Source organism: Bradyrhizobium sp. B097, from assembly GCF_038957035.1.
In the GTDB taxonomy this organism is placed as follows: domain Bacteria; phylum Pseudomonadota; class Alphaproteobacteria; order Rhizobiales; family Xanthobacteraceae; genus Bradyrhizobium.
Map to the genome: position 1 here is coordinate 9,180,586 of NZ_CP152412.1, position 21,343 is coordinate 9,201,928.

A 21,343-nucleotide genomic window follows, 5' to 3' on the forward strand; every position below is an offset into this window, starting at 1 on the left:
ATACGAAGATTCCATCGCCGCGAACGGTCGAACTCCCTCTCCCGCTTGCGGGGGAGGGCTGGGGTGGGGGTCTCTCCGCAGTGGGGTTGCCTATGGTCGATCCTGAACATCCGGATTGGAAGATATCCGCACGACTGCGCGCAAATGCGCGCGCGCTCAGACGTAACTCCACCGACGTGGAGCGAATCCTCTGGTCGGAGCTGCGAGGCAATCGTCTGAACAGCGCAACCTTCCGCCGTCAGGTGCCGATCGACAACTACATCGCTGACTTCGTCTGCCACGCGGCGAAGCTGGTAATTGAGCTCGACGGCAGTCAACACTTTTCGGACGAAGGCGAACGCGCCGATGCCGTACGCTCAACCGTTATCGAAGCAAAAGGCTTCAAAGTGCTTCGCTTCAGCAATCTCGACGTCATGACAAACCGCGCAGGCGTCCTTGAAACAATCGCCGCTGCCATCGCGGAGAGAGCCCCCACCCTGACCCTCCCCCGCAAGCGGGAGAGGGGACCGGAGAAGTCATCGTCATGAAGTTCACCCTCTCCTGGCTGAAGGAACATCTCGAGACCGACGAGCCGCTCGACAAGCTCGCCGACAAGCTCACCATGATCGGGCTTGAGGTCGAGAACATCGAGGACAAGGCGAAGGCGCTCGCGCCGTTCACCATCGCGCGCGTGATCTCGGCCGAGCAGCATCCGAATGCCGACCGGCTGCGCGTCTGCATGGTCGACACCGGCGACGGCGGCGCGCCGGTGCAGGTGGTGTGCGGCGCGCCGAATGCGCGTGCGGGGCTGATCAGCGTGTTCTCGCCCCCCGGCACCTACATTCCCGGCAAGGACATCACGCTGGGCGTCGGCACCATCCGCGGTGTCGAGAGCCGCGGCATGCTGTGCTCGGCCGCCGAACTGCAGATCTCCGAGGACCACGACGGCATCATGGAGCTGCCGGCCGAAGCGCCGCTCGGCAAGGGCTATGCCGAATGGGCTGCGCTCGGCGATCCCGTCATTGAGATCAATTTGACGCCGAACCGGCAGGACTGCACCGGCGTGCACGGCATCGCGCGCGATCTCTCCGCCGCCGACATGGGCAAGTTCAAGGACCCGGGCATCAAGCAAATCAAGGGCGAATTCCCTTGCCCGGTTCAGGTCAAGGTGGAGGACGCCGCGCTGTGCCCGGGCTTCGCGCTGCGGCTGGTGCGCGGCGTCAAGAACGGTCCGTCGCCGGAATGGCTGCAGAAGCGGCTGACCTCGATCGGCCTGCGCCCGATCAACGCGCTGGTCGACATCACCAACTTCATGACCTACGACCGCGCGCGCCCGCTGCACGTGTTCGACGCCAAGAAGGTGACGGGCAACCTAACCGTTCGCCGCGCGAAAGATGGCGAGACGCTGCTCGCGCTCGATGGCCGCACCTACACGCTCGACAACAATGTCTGCGTGATCGCGGACGAGCACGGCGTCGAGTCGCTGGCCGGCATCATGGGCGGCGAGGCCTCGGGCTGCGACGACAACACGACTGACGTGCTGATCGAATCGGCGCTGTGGAACGAGATCAACATCGCGCAGACTGGCCGCAAGCTCGGCATCAATTCGGATGCGCGCTACCGCTTCGAGCGCGGCGTCGATCCGGCCTTCATGGTGCCCGGGCTCGAGCTCGCGACCAAGCTGGTGCTGGAGCTGTGCGGCGGCACGCCGTCCGAGAACGTCGTGGTCGGCAAGCAGTTCGGCGAGGACCGCGTCGTCGATTTCCCGCTCAGCGAGGTCAAGCGCCTCGCCGGCATCGAGGTGCCGCTGGTCGAGGTGAAGCTGATCCTCACCCGGCTCGGCTTCATGCTGGCCGGCACCGGCCCCGTCGTGAAGGTCGCGATCCCGTCCTGGCGCACCGACGTGCAGGGCAAGGCCGACATCGTCGAGGAGATCGTGCGCATCGTCGGCGTCGACAAGGTGCCAATGACGCCGTTCGATCGCGGCGAGGAGCCGCGCAAGCCGGTGCTGACGGCGATGCAGCAGCGCACCCGCCGCGCCAAGCGCGCGCTCGGCGTCCGCGGCCTGGTGGAGGCCGTGACCTGGTCGTTCATCACCAATGACGCGGCAAAACTGTTCGGCGGCGGCCAGAGCGAGCTCGTGCTTGCCAACCCGATCGCGGCCGATCTCTCCGACATGCGGCCGAGCCTGCTGCCCGGCCTCGTCGGGGCGGCTCAGGCCAACATCAACCGCGGCACTCCCGATGTCGCGCTGTTCGAGGTCGGCCAGGTGTTCCGCGGCGACAAGCCCGAGGACCAGCTCGTGGCCGCCTCCGGCGTGCGCCATGGCTACGCCTCGTCGAAGGGGATCGGGCGGCACTGGACCGGCTCGGCCGCGGCGGACGCGATGGATGCCAAGGCCGACGCCTTCGCCGTGTTGGCGGTCGCCGGCGCGCCGATGCAGGCGCTGCAGATCGTCCCCGGCGGTCCGGCGTGGCTGCATCCGGGACGTTCCGGCACCATCCAGATCGGCCCGCAGAACGTGCTCGGCTATTTCGGCGAGTTGCATCCGCGCGCGGCCGAGGCGCTCGGCGCCGACGGTCCGATGCTCGTGTTCGAGGTGATCCTCGAGCGCATCCCGCAAGGCAAGCAGAGGGCGACCCGCGCCAAGCCGGTGCTGGAGCTCTCGGCGTTCCAGCCGGTGTCGCGCGACTTCGCGTTCATCGTCGACCGCAGCGTCAAGGCCGGCGACATCGTCCGCGCGGCGCAGAATGTCGACAAGAAGCTGATCACCGACGTGACCGTGTTCGACGTCTATGAAGGCAAGGGCATCGATCCCGACAAGAAGTCGATCGCGATCGCGGTGACGATCCAGCCGCGCGAGAAGACGATGACCGACCAGGAAATCGACGCCGTCGCCGCCAAGGTCGTCGCCGAAGTGACGAAAAAGACCGACGGCACGCTGCGGGCGTGATCAGGCTGCGCGCGCTGTATTGACACCGTCACCCTGAGGAGGCCGCGTAGCGGCCGTCTCGAAGGGTCGACGGCCCGACTGCGGCCGTTCATCCTTCGAGGCTCGCTCCGCTCGCACCTCAGGATGACGGGTCTGACACAAGTGCAGTTGCGTTAGAACCGTGGTGCGAGCGCGCCGGACAGTAGATCTAACCTCACTTTCGGCCCCCGCATGACCTCCCTCTCCCTCCTCCCCTCCGACATCTCGACCAGCATCGCGCTTGCGATCTGCGCGATCGCCTTTGTGTCGGGCACGGCGCGCGGCTTCTCGGGTTTCGGCTCGGCGCTGATCTTCATGCCGCTGGCGAGCAGCGTCGCGGCGCCGCGGCTGGTGGCGGCGCTGCTGCTCATCATCGATTTCGTCGCCGCTGCGCCACTGCTGCCGAACGCCTGGACCCATGCCGACCGCAAGGCGACCGCGGTGATGGTCGCCGGCGCGCTGGTCGGCGTTCCCGTCGGCACCTATTTCCTGACGGTGCTCGAGCCGGTGACCACGCGCTGGATCATTTCCTGCTTCGTCGCGGCGCTGCTCGCGCTGCTGCTATCGGGCTGGCGCTATCACGGCAAGGATCACGCCGCGCTCTCGATCGGCGTCGGCGGCCTCTCCGGCTTCTGCAGCGGGCTTGCGCAGACCGGCGGCCCGCCGATCGTCGCCTACTGGCTGGGACGCCCGATCTCGTCGGTGATCTCGCGCGCCAACATCGTGCTGTTTTTCGGCGCCTCGGATTTCTTCTCGCTGGTCAGCTACTGGTTCACCGGATTGATCACGATCGAGTCCGTCAAGTTCTCGCTGATCGTCGGCCCCGTCTACGGCATCGGCGTCTGGTTCGGCGCGTCGCTGTTCGGCAAGGCCAGCGAGCAGGTATTTCGCGCAATATGCTACGCGCTGATCGCGGCGGCCGTCATCGTCGGCCTGCCGGCGCTTGATGGCATTTTGCGCGGCGGGTAGGGTCATTATCTAGAAGGAATTCAGGGAGGATCCGATGATCGATCGCCGCAATGCATTGAAACTGGCGCTCGGCAGCGCCGCTCTGCTCGCGGCGCCCAGCGTGCGCGCGCAGGGCACAAAGCCGCGCACGCGCATCGTGTTCCTCGGCACCAAGGGCGGCCCGCGCGTCGGCAACGGTGCCTCCAACCCCGCCAATCTCGTCGTCGTCAACGACACGCCGTTCGTGATCGATTGCGGCATGGGCGTCAGCCGCCAGCTGGTCAACGCCGGCGTGCCGATACCGTCCGTGAAGTACATCTTCATCAGCCACCACCATTCCGATCACAATCTGGAATACGGCAATTTGGTCTACAACGCCTGGGCGGCCGGCCTCTCGACGCCGATCCATTCGTTCGGTCCCAACGGCATCGAGGCGATGACCAAGGAATATTGGGAGCTGAACAAGTTCGACGTCGAGACCCGGATCGCGGACGAAGGCCGGCCCGATCCACGCAAGCTGCTGATCGCCAAAGACATCACCGACGACGGCGTGGTGCTGAAGACGCCTGACGTCACCGTCACCGCGTTCCGCACGCCGCATCCGCCCATCGTCGACAACTTCGCCTACAAGTTCGAGACCCCGGACGGCACGATCGTGTTCTCCAGTGACACCGCCTACAATCCGAAGCTCGCCGAGTTCGCCAAGGGTGCCGACGTGCTGGTGCACGAATGCCTCTACATTCCCGCGGTCGATCGCCTGGTCGCCAAGACCAAAAACGGCGCGACGCTGAAGAAGCATCTGCTCGACAGCCACACCTCCACCGAAGACGTCGGCCGCATCGCAGCCGCCGCCGGCGTCAAGACGCTGGTGCTGAGCCACTTCGTCCCCGGCGACGACCCTGATGTCACCGACGACGACTGGACGAGAGACGTGAAGACGAATTTCAAGGGCCGCATTGTGGTGGCCAAGGATCTGATGGAGCTGAAGCTGCCGGTGTGAGCTCCCTTCGTCATTCCGGGGCGTGCGAAGCACGAACCCGGAATGACGGGTGGAAGGAGCCGCGGAGCGGCGAAACGACAGGCAAAACTCGGACAAATCATATTGCGAGAATGTGGATGGTCGACTCTCAGGTCGTGAGACAAATTCCGCGTCGTCCCGGGCAAGCGTAGCGCGACCCGGGACCCATAACCACCGATGGTCATTGCCGCGCAACGCTGGGGCTACAGCTCACTCCTACGACACAACCCTGTGGTTATGGGTCCCGGCCTTCGCCGGGACGACAGCTGTTATGCAGCAGCTCTCTGCCCAACCACCATCAATTCATCGGCCCGGCAGAGCGAGGCGCGCGGCGCTTGTGTTTTGCGGCGGGCGCTGCGGGCTCCGGCGTCGCATCCTTCGCCCCGCCGATCCTGCGCAGCGCGGCATCGGCGGCGCGCTCGCCGCTTTCCCAGGCGCCGTCGACCGTGCCCCACAGCGTCTCGTGGGTGGCCTCGCCCGCAAGATACATCGCGCCGATCGGCTCGGACAGGATCCTGCGGGAGAATTGCGCGCCGGGAACTGCTGCCGACATCGCGCCGAGGATGAAGGGCTGTGCATTCCAGCGCGTCGCGCTGGTCTTCTTCACGGCAGCGCCGACCTCGCTGCCATAGAGCTTCGTCAGCCATTCCACCGCGAAGGCGGACATCGCCTTCTCGCCCTGCGCGGACAGGTCGCGGCCGAACGAGCCCGCGACGTCGATCGTACATAGCGAGGAGCCCGCGATGTTGCCGTAGAGCAGCGCCGTCTTGGTCGAATTGCTCTGCTCGATGATGACGTCGTCGCGCGACAGCCCGAGCGGATTGCCGGGGATCTGCAACGCGATGCGATCGTAGCTGCCGAGGCCGAGCTTGGCGGCGGCGTCGAGCGTGCGCTTCGGGATCTCAGGCGCAAACTTGATATTGCCGCTCGCGAGCACGTTGCTCGACACCGTGACGATGGCGGCGCGCGCGGTGATCTTGCCGGAAGGCGTCTCGACCATCACGTCGCGATTGCTCCACAGGATGCGCTGCGCGGGTGTCGACAGCGCCAGCGGAAGCTGCTCGCCGAGCTTCGCGATCAGCGCGCCGAGCCCTTGCCGGCAGGCGATCGCGGTGTTGCGATCCTGCGCGCGCACCTTGTCGACGGCCGAAAGATCCTTCAGATCCTTGCCGCTGAAATTGGCGCCGAGCAGAAATTCCGCAGTGCCGGCCCAATCGGCGAGATCCTTCGGCATCGCCGCGGCGCAGGCGATATCGGCCTTGCGCGACGCATCGTCGATGGCGCGGTTGGCGCGCACCAGCGCCGCCAGAAACTCTTCGGTCTCGCCGGGGCGGGCGTAGCGCCGGCCGATGCGAATCTTCTGCCCTGCGGGTGCGGTGACGATGTCGAGGCCCGCGGAGCGCGCCAGCCGGATCATCGGATTGGTTTCGGGATTGTGCATCCAGCGCGCACCGCGGTCGAACGGCACCTCGAAGGTCGATGCATCGGTCTGGCAGCGGCCGCCGACCTGGCCGGACGCCTCCACCACGATCACCTTGCGGTTCGCGGCGGCGATCCGTCGCGCCGCGGCAATGCCCGCGGCACCCGCACCGATCACGACAATGTCGGCCTCGCGCGGCAGCGGCGCAGCGACAACCCGGCCGCCCAGCACGGGCGCCAACGCCAGAGCTGCGGACGCCGACAGGAAATCGCGGCGGGTCACTGTCATGACATTGCTTCTGGCATGGTTTCCGGGGACTTGCAGAGAATGGGAACGCTTCGCGAACTGTGCCGCATCTCACCGACCGCAGCAACCATCATGGTAAATCAATCATGATTGATCCGCCGATGGCATGAACTAAATTGCAACGGCTTGCGACCATGATTAAGTGAACAGAAGCGGTCGTAGAACCGCTGGGGGGAATTCATGGGCGTAATGCTCGATACCGTCGGCAAATGGATCGCGGGGTACCTGCAGAAGGAAGTCCCTGGTTACGAGCCGTTCACGCCGAGCGACCCGGACCATCTGCGGGGCATCATGCAGCCCGGCGATGTGCTGCTGGTCGAGGGCAACAACCGGATTTCCGGCATCATCAAATACCTCACGCAATCGACCTGGTCGCATGCCGCGCTTTTCGTTGGACCGATCGACGGCGCGTTCGAGCCTGACGGCGAACAGCATGTGCTGATCGAGGCCAATATCGGCGAAGGCGTGACCTCGGCGCCGCTGTCGAAATACCTGTCCTATCACACCCGCCTCTGCCGCCCGGTCGGGCTGTCCTTCGAGGACCGCACCACGGTGTGCCGCTACGCCATCAACCGCATCGGCTTCGGCTACGACACCAAGAACATCGTCGATCTCGCGCGCTTCCTGTTTCCGCTGCCGATCCCGCAGCGCTGGCGGCGCCGCATGATCGCGTTCGGCTCCGGCGATCCGACCAAGATCATCTGCTCGGCGCTGATCGCGCAGGCGTTCGACGCCGTGCGCTATCCGATCCTGCCCAAGATCACGCGTGCTGCCAGCCGCAAGGCGCGCCGCGAGATCCTGCACATCCGCGATTCCTCGCTCTACATGCCGCGCGACTTCGACATCTCGCCCTATTTCGAAGTCGTCAAACCCACCATCGTGCACGGTTTCGACTACACGGCCCTGCACTGGGCCGACAAGCAGAAGCCGCTCCAGGAGGTAGCCGGCGAGTTCAGTGTGTTTCCAGAGTATAAGTCGCCGCCGCTCGTTCCTGAAGCGATTGACGAAGCGGCGCCGCTTCCGGCTGCGGAAGTGACCGCTACGGAAACCGCGCCGGTGTGACGGCCGCAGGCGTCAGGCTCGACATGTCGAGCGCTGGCCGCCTCAACCCCGGTCTGGAATCCGTCTCATCGTCCGGCGCCGCCGTTGAGTTCTCGCGCTCGCATCACTAGGGTGCGCGCGCTTCACGCCTGCTTTCATTCGGTAGTTTTACGGTGCTTTCGCTTATCAATTTCTCAGCGATAGCTGCCGCGTCGGACAAGGATCCGGCGCGCTGGCGCCGTCCATTGATCAAATGGCTGGAGGGAATCGAGACCGGGTGGTCGATCCCGATTCTGCTCGTCCTCTTTGTCGCGATCTGGACCACGTATCTCGTCATCGCCTATCTCGGCGCCGGCCTGCATCCGGACGTGCTCGAGACCTGGACGCTCGGCCGGCACCTCTCATGGGGATACCCCAAGCATCCGCCGTTGATGGGCTGGATCACGCGGGGATGGACGGCGATCTTCCCCGTGACCGACTGGTCGCTGCAGCTGATGGCAATGGTCAACGCGGCTGTGGCGCTGTGGGCGGTCGACCTGATCGCCCGCCGCTTTGTCCGTGGCGAGAAGCGGGCGATCGTGCTGCTGCTGTTGATGCTGCTGCCGGTCTATCAATTCCACGCTCAGCGCTTCAATGCGAACACGGTGCTGCTGGCAGTCTGGCCGCTGGCGACCTACTGCTTCCTGCGTGCGTTCGAGGCGCCCAGGCAGCTCGGCTGGGCGGTCGCGGCAGGCGCGGCCTGCGCACTCGCGATGCTCGGCAAATATTATTCGATCTTCCTGGTCGCGAGCTTCGTCTCCGCAGCCGTGCTGCATCCGGATCGCCGCCGCTATCTGCTGTCGGCCTCACCCTGGATCTCGGCGTTGGCCGGCATGCTGGTGCTTGGCCCGCATCTGCACTGGCTCGCCACCACAGGAGCAACGACGTTCGACTATGCGCTCGCGCATGCCGGCGCCGACCATGTCGCCGCGCTATGGGAAGTCACCTACTTCATCACGGGCCTGATCGCGGCGCTCGCGATCGCGGCGGTGACCTGGGTGTTCATTGCCGGCCCGCGGCTGGCGCGGCTGCCTGCCGATTTCCGCGCGATGAACCCAGGGCTCCGTTTGCTGCTGCTGGTCGCAATCGGGACCATCTTGTTTCCGGTGACCGTCTCGCTCGCGATCGGCACCGACCTGCCGTCGCTCTGGGCGGTACAGGGTCTCTTCCTGTTCGTGGTTCTGATCGTGTGCGCAACGAGCTACCCGATCGAGCGCTTCTACGCGGTCAACCTGACCGTCATGGTGGCCGGGATCGCCATTCTCGCGGTCACCGTCGGCGCTCCGATCCATGCCCTCTATCGCAACGCTTACGGCTATGAAGAAGGCCGCGACTTCTATCACGCCGCCGCGATCGAGCTCACGACGCGATGGCGCGACGCGGCCGGGACGCCGCTCGCCGCGGTCAGCGGCGACGACGCGCTCGCTTTCGCTGCCGCCTTCTACAGTCCGGACCATCCGCGCTATGCCCGGCCGTTCGCTTATCAGTACACCTGGGGATTGCCGCGCAAGACCACGCTCGATCGCGGCTGGGCCGCATTGTGCTTCGCCGACCAGACGGAGTGCCTGAGCTGGATGGAGCGCACGACGTTGCGCGCGACCGACGTCTTTCGCTCCGAGTTTGATGCCCAGGCGACGCTGCTCGGCAGGCTCGGCCGGACACGGCGCGTCGTGATGCTGATCGTGCCGCCCTATCGCGAAACACCCCCGGTGCGGCCCGATGTCGAGGATTTCAGCTCGAGCCGCCGCGTGCGCGACTGATCAGAAAGTCGCCGCCAGCGTCAGGCGCACGGCAAGCGGCTCTGCGGGATGCACATGACGGTCCGCGACGCCGTCGATCGGCTCACCCGGCAGCCGCGACAGATAGTCATATTCAATCTGGTTGGTCTGCGCGTTGAAGAGATTGAGGACGTCGAGCTGCAGCCGCATCCCGTTGTCGAATTTATAGCCGGCGCGGGCGTTGACGATGAACGACGACAGCGAACGGACGCTGTCGTCCTCGATCAGCGGACGCGGGCCGAAATAGCGGGCGCGCAGGCTGCCGAACCAGCCGGTGTCGCGCCCGAAGGTGACGCCGCCGCTGGCAACCCAGGCCGGCGCGCCGGGAATGAAATTGCCGACCGGATCATAGTCAGTGAAGCGCGCGCGGGTATAGGCGAGGTCGAAATCGAGGCTCATCCACGGCAGCAGTTTGTACTGGTTGGTCCACTCGACGCCGATCCGCCGGCTCGGCCGGCTCGGCTCGGTGGTGCCAGCATCGCCGACGAACAGCAGTTCGGAATCGAAGTCGAGCACGAACACCGCAAGCGACGAGGTGAGACCGTCGATCGCCTTGGTGCGGATGCCGAGCTCGGCGCCCTTCGAGCGCACCAGGAGCGGCACGCGTTCGAGCGGCGTCACCCTGTCGTTGGGATCGACCGTGATGGTTGCGCCGCGGATATCGTTGGAATGCAGGCCGAAGCCGGCATTGCCGTAGAACTCGGTCTTGGACCAGGGACCGAGCACGATGCCCGCCTTCGGGCTCGTCATGGCGGCCTGCGCGTTGCCGGAATTCTGCGGCGTGTCGCTCAGCACGTGGCCGGCGAAATAGTCCTCGCGGATACCGACCGTGGTGCGCAGCCAATCGGTCCAGCGCGCGGTGCTATCGGCCCACAGTGCGACGCTGCCCTCCTGCACCTGGTCGTTGCGCACCGTGGACAGGGTCTCGCGCTGCGCGGTCTTGAACAGGCCGACATTGATGTCGTCGTAGCGGGTCTGCACGCCGACCCGGGTCTGGGTGTCGACGCCGGCGATGCGGACATCGGCGGCGTGGCTGGCATCGAAGCCATAGACGGTGCGCTTGTCGATCTGGCTGAACTGGTCGCCGTTGACGGGGTCGTCGAGAAAATACGTGAAGTCGTTGTAGAGCTGCAATGACGAGCGGATCACATAGGCGTTGAGCTTGGTCTGCCCGTAGTCGCTGGACTGCGCCCAATTGCCCGACAGGCTGAAGCGGCTGGAGGTGCCGCCGTCGGTCGGATCGAGCGAACCGTAACGGCCGATCAGGCCCTGATCGATGGCGCGCTGCGCGACCTGGTCGGTCGAATTCCAGCCGTTCGAATAGGCCATCGCAGTCAGCGAGAAGCCGTCGGTCGCGGTACCCTGGCTGTAGCGCAGTACGCCGTTGAGCTTGCGAATGTCATCCGGCACGTCCCACGGGCCGTTGTATTTGTTGGCCTCGAAGGCTGCGAGCAGCGTGCCGTCACCGACCTTGGTCGAACCCGCGGCCATCGCGCGCTGGTAGCCGAAACTGCCGGCGGTGATCTCGACGATATTCTTCGAAAGCCGGTCGAGATAGTTGATGTCGACCGCGCCGGCGGACGCGAAGTCGCCCTTGTCGGCGTAGTAGGGGCCCTTGCGGACATCGATCGACTGGATCAGCTCCGGGATCAGGAAATTGATGTCGGCATAGCCCTGGCCGTGACCATGGGTCGGCATGTTGACCGGCATGCCGTCAACGGTGATGGCAAGATCGGTGCCGTGGTCGAGATTGAAGCCGCGCAGAAAATATTGGTTGGCTTTGCCCTCGCCGGAATGCTGGGTGACGATCAGGCCCGGCACCACCTCCAGGACTTCGCCGACGCGCGAGACCGGCCGTGCATTGACCTCGTCGCCGCTGATCTGCCGCTCGCTGGCGGCGGTCGGTTGCAGACTGGAAGACACCGTTGCGGAGCCGCCGCTGATTCCGCTGGTTGTAGAGGTGGACTGGTTCGGTTGCGGCGCGGCCGGCTTGCGGCCGCTGGGGGCGACATGGTGTGGACGCTGGGATGGTTTGGCCCGCCTGGGCTGCGCTCGATCTGGCGAGGTCACCGTCACCTGCGGCAGTTGCCCGGGCGCGGCGGAAAGCGTCTGCGCTTCGGCGACCGGCGCGAATGCTGCAATGGATACGGCGGCGGGAAATATCCGCCATACAGTACGACGCAACGCCCATGCCCCCGCATGATCCTGTTACAGTCACGCGACGACCGCACCAGCTTAAACCAATCCCGGCATAGCGACGCTAGCAAGCACGGTATGACGTTTCAAGAATAATGTCATACCGCCGCGCCGACCAGCCAACACGGATAGTCCATGCAACGCATCACCATCACCATCGAGGATGATCTGCTCGCGGAGATCGACGCCGCCGCCGAGGCGCGCGGCTATCAGAACCGCTCCGAGATCATCCGCGACCTCGCGCGCGCCGGCCTGCAGCAAAGCACGGAGGACGCGCCGTCAGGGCAATGCGTCGCGGCGCTGGTCTATGTCTACGATCACGCCGCGCGCGACCTGTCGAAGCGGCTGGTGCAGAATTTCCACGGCCATCACGACCTGTCGCTGGCGACGCTGCATGTCCATCTCGACGACGACAGCTGCATGGAGGTGACGGCGCTGAAGGGCGCCAGCGGCGAGGTCCGCCATCTTGCCGACCACATCATCGCCGAGCGCGGCGTGCGTTACGGCCGCGTCGTGATGATCCCGACGGCGGCGGACAAGAAGCCGCGCAAGCGGGGGCATCGGCATGACTGAGGATGCTTACCTCGCCCCGCTTGCGGGGAGAGGTCGGATTGCATCGCTAGATGCAATCCGGGTGAGGGGGTACAGGTCTATCCAGTGAGATTGCCCGCGGAGAGGCCCCCTCACCCCAGCCCTCTCCCCGCAAGAGCGGGGCGAGGGAGAAGAAAGCTAAGCCGCCTTCGCCTTGGCGCCGCCGGGCAGGCCGGCGCGGGCGAGGCCGCCATAGAGCTGCTCGTTCGGCATCTCGGCTTTCAGGATCGCGCGTACCTCGATGAGGCGATCGAGATCGATGCCGGTCGGAAATCCCTTGCTCTCGCAGAGGAAGACGAGATCCTCGAACACGACATTGCCGGTGGCGCCCGGCGCGAACGGGCAGCCGCCGAGGCCGCCGAGCGAGCCGTCGAGCACGCGTGCACCTTCATCGAGCGCCGCGGAGGCATTCGCGATGCCCATGCCGCGGGTGTCGTGCAGATGGACGCAGACCGGCTTGGAACCTGCGATCTTGACCGCGCCGCGCGTCAGCTCGCCGACCTGCTTCGGCCCGGCATAGCCGACCGTATCGGCAATCGCGACCATGTCGACGCCGACCTCGTAGAGCTTCTCGGTGAGGCGCAGCACCTCCTTCGGATCGACCGCACCGACGATCGAGCAGCCCAGCCCCATCGAGATCGCGGCATTGACCAGCGGCTTGTGCGCGCTGGCGTCGCGCAGCTCGCAGAGACGCTTGATGTTCGCAATCGCGGACTCGCGCGAGCGGTTGGCATTGGCCTGGCTGTGCTCCTCGGTCGCCGACACCACCGAGGCGATCTCGGCGACGCCGGAGGCCAGCGCTTCGTTGACGCCGCGCTCGTTCAGCGCCAGTGCGACGCCATGCGCGCCGGGCAGCGCGGCGATGGTCGCGATGACATCGCGGACATCGACGAATTGCGGAAAGGTCCTGGCCGGCAGGAACGAGCCGACCTCGAAATGCCGGACGCCGGCGGCATATTCGTCGCGCACCCAGCGCTGCTTCGCCGCGGTCGACGGGAATGTCTTCACGAGCTGCAGGCCGTCGCGCAGACCGACCTCGCGCAAGCTTACCTTGTCGTTGGGATAGATATCATGGACGCGGGTCATGTCAGCCTCACGCAGCGTTTCCGGTTGATGTAATCTTCTGTTGTGCGAGTTCGGCGCGGACCGCATCGGTATCGGCGCCAAGCACCGGCACTTTCAGGCCCTCGCCGATATGGTGGCCGTTCCATTCGACCGGCAGCGCGGGAACGCGGAACGGCTTGCCGTCGGCGTTGACATTATTGACGAGCCCGCCGGGCCGCAGCACATGCGGGTCCTGCAGCAGATCCTCCGGCCGGTTGATCGGCGAGAAGCAGATGTTGAGCGCGTCGAGCCTGGCCGAGAGGTCGGCGACGTTCCAGCCCTTGATCACCTCGGCGACGTGCGGAATGATCCGGTCGCGCGCCATGATGCGGTCCGTGGTGGAGCGCAGCGTCGGATCGTCGGCGAATTCCGTCAGGCCAAACTCGCGGCAAAAACTCTGCCAATGGCCTTCGGTGACGACCCCGATGAAGATGCGGTCGCCGCCGGCGGCATCGAAGATGTCGTAGATCGGCCAGGCATGCTCGCGCTCCGGCATCGAGCGCGGCTTGCGCCCGGTCATCTCGTACTCGACCATGTGCTGGGCAACCAGGAACAGGCAATTCTCGAACAGGCCGATGCGGATATCGGCGCCATTCCTGTTGCCGCCGCGCTTCTGATAGAGCGCAGCTAGGATCGAGATCACGCCGAACATGCCGCCCATGATGTCGTTGGCGGAAGAGCCGACGCGCTGCGGCTTGTCGCGCGTGCCGGTCATCGCCGCGAGCCCCGACATCATCTGCACGACCTCGTCGAGCGCCGGGCGATGATCGTAGGGCCCGGAGAGAAAGCCCTTGTGGCCGGCGATGATCAGGTGCGGATATTTCGCGCGCAGTTCGTCGGCGCCAAGACCCTGCTTGTCGAGCTGGCCATCACGAAAATTCTCCAGGAACACGTCGGCGCCGGCGAGCAACCGGTGCATGGTGTCGCGGTCCTCGGGCTTGGCGAAATCGAGCACGACGCTGCGCTTGCCGCGGTTGAACAGCGGGAAGAACGACACGCCCATGCCGCCGAGCGAGCGGGTCTTGTCGCCGGCGGGAGGTTCGACCTTGATCACCTCGGCGCCGAGTTGCGCCAGGATCATCCCGCAGGTCGGCCCCATCACCATGTGGGTCATCTCGACGACCCTCACGCCTTCCAGCGGCAGCCCGCTCCCGGTCATCGGTTTCTCCGTGCTCGTTGCGCTCGTTTTGACTGATCGGCGCAGGTTAGGCTTCCGCACGCTATCTGAAAAATATAATCTGTCGAATAGTGCATTCGTCGTTCTAGAACGCAGAACCCCCATGGATTCGCGCCAGCTTCGCTATTTCATCGCGGTTTACGAGCAACGCAACCTGTCGCGGGCAGCGGATCAGGCCAATGTCGCGCAATCCGCGCTCAGCCACCACATCGCCAATCTCGAGGCGGAATTCGCCACGCCGCTGTTCGAGCGCAAGCCGCGCGGCATGGAACCGACCGCAGCGGGCGAGCGGCTCTACGAGCATGCCCGCATCATTCTGCGCGCGATGGCAGCGGCCGAGCGCGAGATCAAGGAAGGCGGCAGCGCGATTGCCGGCGAGATCTCGATCGGCATGGCCAATTCCGGCATGAAGGCGATCGGCGTGCCGCTGATGCGGACCGTGCTGGCGAAATATCCGAACCTGAAGCTGTCGCTGACCGAGAGTCTCTCCGGTGCGACGCTGCTGCATTTGATGAGCTCGGACGTCGACCTCGCGCTGGTCTACAATCCGCCGTCGGAAAAGGATTTGATCGCCGAGCCGGTGCTGGAGGAGCAGATGTTCTGCGTCGGCACCGAGAAGCTGATCGGCAAGAAGGGACCGATCACGTTCGAGCAGGTGGCCCAGCTGCCGCTGATCCTGCTGCGGCACGGGCTGTCCGCCCGCGCTTTGCTGGACGACCCCGTGCCGCTGAAGCGGCTGGAGGCCAACGCCATCCTGCACCTCAATTCGACCAGCGGCATGATCGGTGCCTTGACCGCGGGCCTCGGCTGCACGATCGCGACGACGCATTTCGTCAGCGAGGCGTTGAAAGCCCGATTGCTGGTTGCGCGCGAGGTGATCGAACCCAGGCTGAGCCGCACGCTCTATCTCTGTCGCTTGCGCAACCGGCCGATGACCTATGTGATGGAGGAGATGTGCCGGCTGATCCGCTCCCTGATCGCCGAACAGGTCGGGCGCGGCGCGTGGGAGGCGACGCTGCTGATCTGAATGCACGACTCAGTGGTTGCATAACAGGTTCAGCGTCGTCCCTGCCTAGTGCGCAATTGCGCACTAGGCAGGGACGACAGTTGAACAAGTCGTTTGACAGGTGAATCAAAGCAACCCTTCCCCCTGAGTTCGAAAATATCGAACGATTCCTTCGATATGTTCGTCTGGATTTCTGGCACCCGGCTGCCAAACATGCCTCGCCGGCACGCCTTCGCAAGAAAGGCGGCCGCTGGAGCATTCGGGGAGGACCATCATGAGCGCCGTCGAACTCGGCTCGGTTGCCGATCTTGCCAACACGACAAGCGGGCCGGACGAGATCTCGCGGCGCCTCGAAGCGCTGCCCACCTCCGGCTACGTCTGGCGGCTGGTGATCCTGCTCTCGCTCGGCGGCTGCTTCGAAATCTACGATCTGTTCTTCACCGGCTATATCGCGCCGGGCCTCGCCCGCAGCGGGCTGATGACCACGACGACGCAGGCCTTCTTCGGCTTCTCAGGGATCGGCGCCTTCGTCGCGGCGACTTTCGCCGGCCTGTTCATCGGCACCTTCTGCCTCGGCTTCCTCGCCGATCGCTACGGGCGCAAGGCTGTCTTCACCTATTCGCTGCTGTTCTACAGCGCGGCGTCGGTGATCATGGCGTGCCAGACCACCCCTGGCGGCGTGCTGCTGTGGCGCTTCATCGCCGGAATCGGGATCGGCATCGAGGTCATCACCATCGACGCCTACATCACAGAGCTGGTGCCGAGCTGGATGCGCGGCCGGGCCTTTGCAATCAACCAGGCGGTGATGCTGTCGGCGGTGCCGATCGTCGCCGCGCTGTCGTGGTGGCTGGTGCCGCTCTCGCCTTACGGCATCGATGGCTGGCGCTGGGTGGTACTGATCGGCGCGGCCGCCAGCATGATCATCTGGGTGCTGCGGCTCTACGTGCCGGAAAGCCCGCTGTGGCTGGCCCGGCATGGCCGCCTTGCCGAAGCCGAGACAATCATGCGGAGGCTCGAGGCTTCATCGCCTGCGGCCGCGCCGCGCCCTGCCGTTAAAGCCGCGATGACGCCGGCACGTCCGGCGGTCGAAACCGGCTATGCCGATCTGTTCCGGCCGCCCTACGCCTCGCTCGTCGTGCTGTTCATGATCTTCAATCTGTGCCAGGCGTTCGGCGTTTACGGCTTCTCCAACTGGGTTCCGGCGCTATTGGTCCAGAAGGGCATCAACGTCACCAAGAGCCTGCAATATTCCTTCATCATCGCCTTCGCCTATCCGCTCGCACCGATGCTGGCCGCAACCTTCGCCGACCGCTTCGAGCGCAAATGGATCATTTGCGGCGCGGCCGCCGCGATCTCGGTGTTCGGCCTCGCCTTCGCGCAGCTCACCGAGCCGGTGCTCTTGATCGCCAGCGGCGTGCTGGTGACCGGCGCCAACATGACGCTGTCCTACGCCTACCACGCCTACCAGACCGAGGTGTTCCCGACCGCGATCCGGGCCCGCGCGGCGGGCCTCGTCTATTCGATGAGCCGGCTCAGCGCGACATTCTCCGGCTTCATCGTGGCGTTCATGTTGAGGGAGGCCGGCGTCAGCGGGGTGTTCGGCCTGATCACCGCGGCGATGGTCATCGTCATCATTACGATCGGTGTCTGGGGGCCCAACGTCCGCGGCAAGCCGCTCGACGCCTAAAGCGTTTCTTGACGCGAACCGGTGTCGACCCCGCATCAAATGCGAGCGGACTTTGCTCGAAAACGCTGTGACCGCGACACGAGCGGCACTTGCCGAAGCCATATTGGGTGGCTACCTCTCGCTCGTCATCTTGCAGAGGTAACCCGGTCATGTTTGACGCCGCCGTCAAGGCGCTTTCGCAAATCCTGTCGCCGCCGATGCGCACGATCTTGTGGCGTTCGATCGGACTTGCGCTGGTGCTGATCACCGTGCTCGCAATCGGCTTGCAGCGGCTGCTGGGCTGGTTTGCCGACACCGGCGAGGTCTGGGCCGAAGGCATGCTCGGCCCCAACTTCCATTCCACCCTGCACGTGCTGTCCTGGATCATCTCGATCTCGGCGGGCCTCGGCGTCGTGCTCGGCGGCATCTTCCTGATGCCCGCGATCACCTCGCTGGTGGCCAGCCTGTTCGTCGACGACGTCGCCGACCATGTCGAGCGCGAGCACTATCCGGCCGACCATCCCGGCACGGCGTTGCCGGTCACGCTCGCGACCATCGAGGGCGTCAAGACGGCGCTGCTGACGATCCTGGTCTACCTGGTCGCGCTGCCGTTCGTGCTGTTCGCGGGCGCGGGCTTCATCATCTTCTTCATCGCGACCGCCTGGCTGCTCGGCCGCGAATATTTCGAGCTCGCCGCGATGCGCTTCCGCTCGCCAGAGGATGCCAAGGCGATGCGCAAGGAGAATGCGGCAACCGTGTTCACCGCCGGCCTGTTCATCGCCGCCTTCGTGTCGATCCCGATCGTCAATCTGGCGACGCCGCTGTTCGGGATGGCCTTCATGGTCCACATGTACAAGCGGCTGTCAGGCCCACGGCGAGAGCTGATCGAGCCGGCGCGGCGAAGCAACGTGCCGACGATCTAGTTCGCATCCCGAGGCACCGGGAGCGATGCCGGTGTCCGATCGCGCGCGAATAACACCAGCAGAAGCCCGACGATCGCCACGCAGGCCAGCATCGCCCATGCCTCGTTGACGCTGAGGGCGAGCGATGCCCGCTCGACCAGCGGCCGGATGAACGCCACCGTCGCGTCATCCGGCGGACCCGGCGGGCGGTTGATCAGCAACATCGGATCGAGGCCGATCGCCTGTGCCGCGTTGAGATCACCTGCCAGCAGGCGTGCACGAAAATCCTCGCCATAGATTGGGCTTCGCCCGTAGAGGATGGTATCGATCAAGGCGATCCCGATCGCGCCACCCAGATTGCGCATCAGGTTGAACAGTCCGCTGGCGTCGGCAACCTCCGCCTCGGGCAGGGTGCCCACCGCAATGCGCGTCGGCGGCAGCAAACAGAACATGATCGCGACGCCGCGCACGATCTGCGGCCAGAACATCTCGCCGAAATCCGCGGTGCGCGGCTGAAAAGAGCTCAAGCCGAGACCGAGCGCAAACAAGGCGAAGCCTGTACAAGTCAACAAAAGCGCGCCGACGCGGCTTTCGAGGATTGCCGCCAGCGGCGCGGCGACGAGCTGCGCAACCCCCGTGACCAGCATGATGGTGCCGATCTCGAAGGCATCATGGCGGCGGACGAAGCCGAGGAATACCGGCATCAGATAGGTCGATCCATACAGGCCGATGCCGAGGCAGAAGCTCAGGGCGCAACCGATCGCGAACGAACGCCGCCTGAACAGGGTCAATCGCGCGATCGGATGCGTCGCGCGGAGCGTGCGCCGGATCAGCAGCGCCATCCCGGCCATGCTTCCGATTAGCAGGCTCAGGCAAAGCATCGAGACCCAGCCGCGCTGCGGCGCTTCCTTCAGACCGATCATGAGGCTTGCGAGCGCCGCTGCGAGCAGGGCCAGCGACCATGTGTCCAGTCTGGCGAACGCACGGAGATGCACGCCCTCCTTCGGAAGCAGCAACGGCGTGACCGTCGCCGCAATCGTTCCCGGAACCAGGTTGATCAGGAACAACCACGGCCACGACCAGGTCTGCGTGATCCAGCCGCCGACGACCGGTCCGACCGTCGGTGCGAGCACCGCGACGACGCCTCCGATCGTGGTCGCCGCCGGATGAAGGCGCGCCGGAAACAACATGAACACGGCGGAGAACACCGCCGGGATCAGGACGCCGCCGGAAAATCCCTGCAGCACGCGAAACGCCAGCAGCACGGCAAAGCCGCCACTGAAGGCGCAGCCGACCGAGGCGATGGTAAACAGGCTCACGGCGATCGCGAACAGCCACCGCAACGACAGCGCATGGGTGAACAATCCGGTCAGCGGGATCGCGATCACCTCGGCGATCAGATAGGCGGTCTGGATCCAGCTCATCGCGGAAGGCGAGATCGCAAGCGCGCGCTGGATCGTCGGCAACGAGGTCGCGACGACCTGGATGTCGAGGATCGCCATGAACATGCCGAAGCACATCAGGAGGAAGCCTGCCCAGGTCGCAACGGATGGGCTGTCGGTTGGATAATCCGCGCGACCGCTCATGGCGTGCCTGTGCGTGGCCAGCCGGCAACCGAGAGTGCGCGGCTTTCGGCGCGAATCCGGATCGCAAGCACCGCGAGATTGAGCAAGGTGAAGATCAGCGCCAGCACCGGCAGATGCAGTGCGAGCGGAAGCAGCGCGATTTCACCGACCACGACGGCATAGTTTGGATGCGGGAAAAACCGGTACGGCCCGGATGCGACCAACGGCGCACCCGGCAAGACGATGATCCGCGTGGTCCATCGCGGTCCGAGCGCAGCGAGGATCCACAACCGCAAGCCTTGCAGCAGCAGAAAGGCCGCGAGTATGGCCAAGTTGACATCCTGGTTGCGGCCCCAGATCCACAGCGCGGTCAGCCAGCCGGCATGAACCAGCACGATGAGCGGGTAATGTCTGGCGCCGACCTCGATCGCGCCGCGCGCCAGCAGCCGCTCCGTGTTGCGCCGCGCCAGCCCGAGCTCGCCGAGACGCTGCAGCGTCACCAGCGCAAGGATGACCGAGGCGAGGCTCATGCCGCGTGCCTGAGCGCGACGCAGCTGAGCGTGAAGCCGGGCCCGAGCGCCGTGAGCAGCGAGCGCGGCGGCAAGCCCTTGGCGCGGGCGCGTTCGAGGACGAAGAGAACCGTCGGGGCCGACATGTTGCCGCAGGCAGCAATGACGTCGCGCTCGTGATCGAGCGTGCCCTGATCGAGCGCCAGCGCCCGCTCCAGCGCGGCGATGACCTTGGAGCCGCCGGGATGGCAGAGGAAGCGATCGATATCATCGGCCGTCAGCTCCATCCGTGCCAGAATTTCGCTAACGGCCGGTCCAACATGGTCGCGGACGAAATCCGGAATGGTGCGCTGAAAGACGACGCCGAAGCCTTCCGGATCGACCGTCCAACCCATGATGCCGAGCGTATCCGGCCACAGCTTTTCGCCGGCCGCCTCGATCCGCGTCGCGCCGCCGTCTCCGGCGCGCAGCACGATCGCCGCGGCGCCATCGCCGAACAGGCTGGCGGCAACGATATTCGCCTTGGTGAGCTCGTCGTGGCGGACCGCGAGCGTGCAGAGTTCGAGCGCGACCAGCAGCACGTTCGCACCCGGCTGCGCCTGCGCCAGCCGCGCCGCGATCGACAGGCCCGACACGCCGCCCGCGCAGCCGAGGCCGAACACCGGCACGCGCGACACATCGGTCCGCAGGCCGAGCTTGCCGGCGACGCGCGCCTCCAGCGTCGGCGTGGCGATGCCCGTCGAGCACACCGTGACCACGACATCGATGTCGCTGCCGGTCAGGTCGGCACGCGTAAGCGCCTTGCGGGCGACATCGACGAACAGCGCCTCCGCGCCTTCCAGGAAGGCCTGCGTTCGCTCCGGCCAACCGCGCCGTTCGAGATACCATTCGATCGGCTTCACGCCATAGCGATGCTGGATGCCGGTGTTGGCGAACAGGCTGGAGAGCGTCTCGAACTCCGGATAGCGGTCGGCGAGAAGGTCGCGCGCGGCCTGCAGGACTCGTCCCTGATGGAACAGATGCGGTGGAACCGCCGTCGCCATGGAAACAAGCGCGGCCGTCTGCTTGGTCTCGATCATCGTGGCTCCCGTTCCCCCGCTTGTGGAACCACGCGGCGTGCAAAATAT

At 65.4% G+C, this 21,343-nt stretch carries 17 protein-coding genes; 10 read left to right on the plus strand and 7 right to left on the minus strand.

Going from position 1 to position 21,343, the window contains the following annotated elements:
- Positions 1-92: 92 nt before the first annotated feature.
- The 4 genes from AAFG07_RS42260 (at position 93) to AAFG07_RS42275 (ending at position 4,898) form a co-directional block, all read left to right on the plus strand.
- A complete protein-coding gene (locus tag AAFG07_RS42260) occupies positions 93-527 on the plus strand; it encodes a DUF559 domain-containing protein (RefSeq protein WP_342725416.1) in 435 nt (144 codons plus the stop codon).
- Complete coding sequence (pheT, locus tag AAFG07_RS42265) at positions 524-2,932, plus strand: phenylalanine--tRNA ligase subunit beta (RefSeq protein ID WP_342725417.1); 2,409 nt, start codon at positions 524-526, stop codon at positions 2,930-2,932. Before AAFG07_RS42260 ends, pheT begins: the two co-directional genes overlap by 4 nt.
- Before the next feature lie 210 nt (positions 2,933-3,142).
- Entirely contained in the window at positions 3,143-3,919 is a 777-nt protein-coding gene (locus AAFG07_RS42270; protein ID WP_342725418.1) for a sulfite exporter TauE/SafE family protein, read from the plus strand.
- A gap of 34 nt (positions 3,920-3,953) precedes the next feature.
- A complete protein-coding gene (locus AAFG07_RS42275; protein WP_342725419.1) occupies positions 3,954-4,898 on the plus strand; it encodes an MBL fold metallo-hydrolase in 945 nt (314 codons plus the stop codon).
- 316 nt (positions 4,899-5,214) lie between these two features.
- Here the strand turns inward: AAFG07_RS42275 and AAFG07_RS42280 are convergent, their stop codons facing one another.
- The gene (locus tag AAFG07_RS42280) at positions 5,215-6,624 is read right to left on the minus strand and encodes an FAD-dependent oxidoreductase (protein ID WP_342725420.1); all 1,410 of its coding nucleotides are present in this window, start codon (positions 6,622-6,624) and stop codon (positions 5,215-5,217) included.
- A gap of 198 nt (positions 6,625-6,822) precedes the next feature.
- Between AAFG07_RS42280 and AAFG07_RS42285 the strand changes: the two genes are divergently transcribed.
- Together AAFG07_RS42285 and AAFG07_RS42290 are read left to right on the plus strand one after the other, a co-directional pair.
- A complete protein-coding gene (locus tag AAFG07_RS42285; RefSeq protein WP_342725421.1) occupies positions 6,823-7,704 on the plus strand; it encodes a YiiX/YebB-like N1pC/P60 family cysteine hydrolase in 882 nt (293 codons plus the stop codon).
- 152 nt (positions 7,705-7,856) lie between these two features.
- Entirely contained in the window at positions 7,857-9,482 is a 1,626-nt protein-coding gene (locus AAFG07_RS42290) for a glycosyltransferase family 39 protein (protein WP_342725422.1), read from the plus strand.
- Here the strand turns inward: AAFG07_RS42290 and AAFG07_RS42295 are convergent, their stop codons facing one another.
- Positions 9,483-11,570, minus strand: coding sequence for a TonB-dependent receptor (locus AAFG07_RS42295; protein ID WP_342729401.1), 2,088 nt, complete (start codon positions 11,568-11,570; stop codon positions 9,483-9,485). It lies immediately after the preceding gene.
- 261 nt (positions 11,571-11,831) lie between these two features.
- Between AAFG07_RS42295 and nikR the strand changes: the two genes are divergently transcribed.
- Positions 11,832-12,269: a nickel-responsive transcriptional regulator NikR gene (gene nikR / locus AAFG07_RS42300; RefSeq protein ID WP_342725423.1), complete on the plus strand. Its 438-nt coding sequence runs from the start codon at positions 11,832-11,834 to the stop codon at positions 12,267-12,269.
- A gap of 156 nt (positions 12,270-12,425) precedes the next feature.
- Here the strand turns inward: nikR and AAFG07_RS42305 are convergent, their stop codons facing one another.
- Both AAFG07_RS42305 and AAFG07_RS42310 read right to left on the minus strand, forming a co-directional pair.
- A complete protein-coding gene (locus AAFG07_RS42305) occupies positions 12,426-13,373 on the minus strand; it encodes a hydroxymethylglutaryl-CoA lyase (RefSeq protein WP_342725424.1) in 948 nt (315 codons plus the stop codon).
- Between the two features lie 7 nt (positions 13,374-13,380).
- Complete coding sequence (locus AAFG07_RS42310) at positions 13,381-14,550, minus strand: CoA transferase (protein WP_342725425.1); 1,170 nt, start codon at positions 14,548-14,550, stop codon at positions 13,381-13,383.
- A 121-nt stretch (positions 14,551-14,671) separates the two neighbouring features.
- Here AAFG07_RS42310 and AAFG07_RS42315 point away from each other — a divergent pair, with 121 nt between their 5' ends.
- From AAFG07_RS42315 to AAFG07_RS42325, 3 genes are all read left to right on the plus strand, one after another.
- Positions 14,672-15,595 (plus strand): LysR family transcriptional regulator, encoded by a 924-nt coding sequence (locus AAFG07_RS42315; RefSeq protein WP_342725426.1) that lies wholly within the window; start codon positions 14,672-14,674, stop codon positions 15,593-15,595.
- Between the two features lie 253 nt (positions 15,596-15,848).
- Positions 15,849-17,261, plus strand: coding sequence for an MFS transporter (locus AAFG07_RS42320; protein ID WP_342725427.1), 1,413 nt, complete (start codon positions 15,849-15,851; stop codon positions 17,259-17,261).
- Positions 17,262-17,410: 149 nt separating this feature from the next.
- Positions 17,411-18,163 (plus strand): sulfate transporter family protein, encoded by a 753-nt coding sequence (locus AAFG07_RS42325; protein WP_342725428.1) that lies wholly within the window; start codon positions 17,411-17,413, stop codon positions 18,161-18,163.
- Here the strand turns inward: AAFG07_RS42325 and AAFG07_RS42330 are convergent.
- The 3 genes from AAFG07_RS42330 to AAFG07_RS42340 form a co-directional block, all read right to left on the minus strand.
- Positions 18,160-19,662: a DHA2 family efflux MFS transporter permease subunit gene (locus tag AAFG07_RS42330; protein WP_342729402.1), complete on the minus strand. Its 1,503-nt coding sequence runs from the start codon at positions 19,660-19,662 to the stop codon at positions 18,160-18,162. The two genes, AAFG07_RS42325 and AAFG07_RS42330, sit on opposite strands and share 4 nt — an antisense overlap.
- A 62-nt stretch (positions 19,663-19,724) precedes the next feature.
- Positions 19,725-20,237: an isoprenylcysteine carboxylmethyltransferase family protein gene (locus tag AAFG07_RS42335; protein ID WP_342725429.1), complete on the minus strand. Its 513-nt coding sequence runs from the start codon at positions 20,235-20,237 to the stop codon at positions 19,725-19,727.
- Positions 20,234-21,295: a type III polyketide synthase gene (locus tag AAFG07_RS42340; RefSeq protein WP_342725430.1), complete on the minus strand. Its 1,062-nt coding sequence runs from the start codon at positions 21,293-21,295 to the stop codon at positions 20,234-20,236. Before AAFG07_RS42340 ends, AAFG07_RS42335 begins: the two co-directional genes overlap by 4 nt.
- Positions 21,296-21,343 lie beyond the last annotated feature (48 nt).

Excerpts from the sequence above, each read along its gene's own strand:
- AAFG07_RS42305 (WP_342725424.1), bottom strand. The coding sequence starts at position 13,373 with ATGACCCGCGTCCATGATATCTATCCCAACGACAAGGTAAGCTTGCGC.
- AAFG07_RS42315 (WP_342725426.1), top strand. The coding sequence starts at position 14,672 with ATGGATTCGCGCCAGCTTCGCTATTTCATCGCGGTTTACGAGCAACGC.
- nikR (WP_342725423.1), top strand. The coding sequence starts at position 11,832 with ATGCAACGCATCACCATCACCATCGAGGATGATCTGCTCGCGGAGATC.
- AAFG07_RS42335 (WP_342725429.1), bottom strand. The coding sequence starts at position 20,237 with ATGAGCCTCGCCTCGGTCATCCTTGCGCTGGTGACGCTGCAGCGTCTC.
- pheT (WP_342725417.1), top strand. The coding sequence starts at position 524 with ATGAAGTTCACCCTCTCCTGGCTGAAGGAACATCTCGAGACCGACGAG.
- AAFG07_RS42260 (WP_342725416.1), top strand. The coding sequence starts at position 93 with ATGGTCGATCCTGAACATCCGGATTGGAAGATATCCGCACGACTGCGC.
- AAFG07_RS42330 (WP_342729402.1), bottom strand. The coding sequence starts at position 19,662 with ATGTGCTTCGGCATGTTCATGGCGATCCTCGACATCCAGGTCGTCGCG.
- AAFG07_RS42310 (WP_342725425.1), bottom strand. The coding sequence starts at position 14,550 with ATGACCGGGAGCGGGCTGCCGCTGGAAGGCGTGAGGGTCGTCGAGATG.
- AAFG07_RS42320 (WP_342725427.1), top strand. The coding sequence starts at position 15,849 with ATGAGCGCCGTCGAACTCGGCTCGGTTGCCGATCTTGCCAACACGACA.
- AAFG07_RS42340 (WP_342725430.1), bottom strand. The coding sequence starts at position 21,295 with ATGATCGAGACCAAGCAGACGGCCGCGCTTGTTTCCATGGCGACGGCG.
- AAFG07_RS42325 (WP_342725428.1), top strand. The coding sequence starts at position 17,411 with ATGTTTGACGCCGCCGTCAAGGCGCTTTCGCAAATCCTGTCGCCGCCG.
- AAFG07_RS42275 (WP_342725419.1), top strand. The coding sequence starts at position 3,954 with ATGATCGATCGCCGCAATGCATTGAAACTGGCGCTCGGCAGCGCCGCT.
- AAFG07_RS42280 (WP_342725420.1), bottom strand. The coding sequence starts at position 6,624 with ATGACAGTGACCCGCCGCGATTTCCTGTCGGCGTCCGCAGCTCTGGCG.
- AAFG07_RS42270 (WP_342725418.1), top strand. The coding sequence starts at position 3,143 with ATGACCTCCCTCTCCCTCCTCCCCTCCGACATCTCGACCAGCATCGCG.
- AAFG07_RS42285 (WP_342725421.1), top strand. The coding sequence starts at position 6,823 with ATGGGCGTAATGCTCGATACCGTCGGCAAATGGATCGCGGGGTACCTG.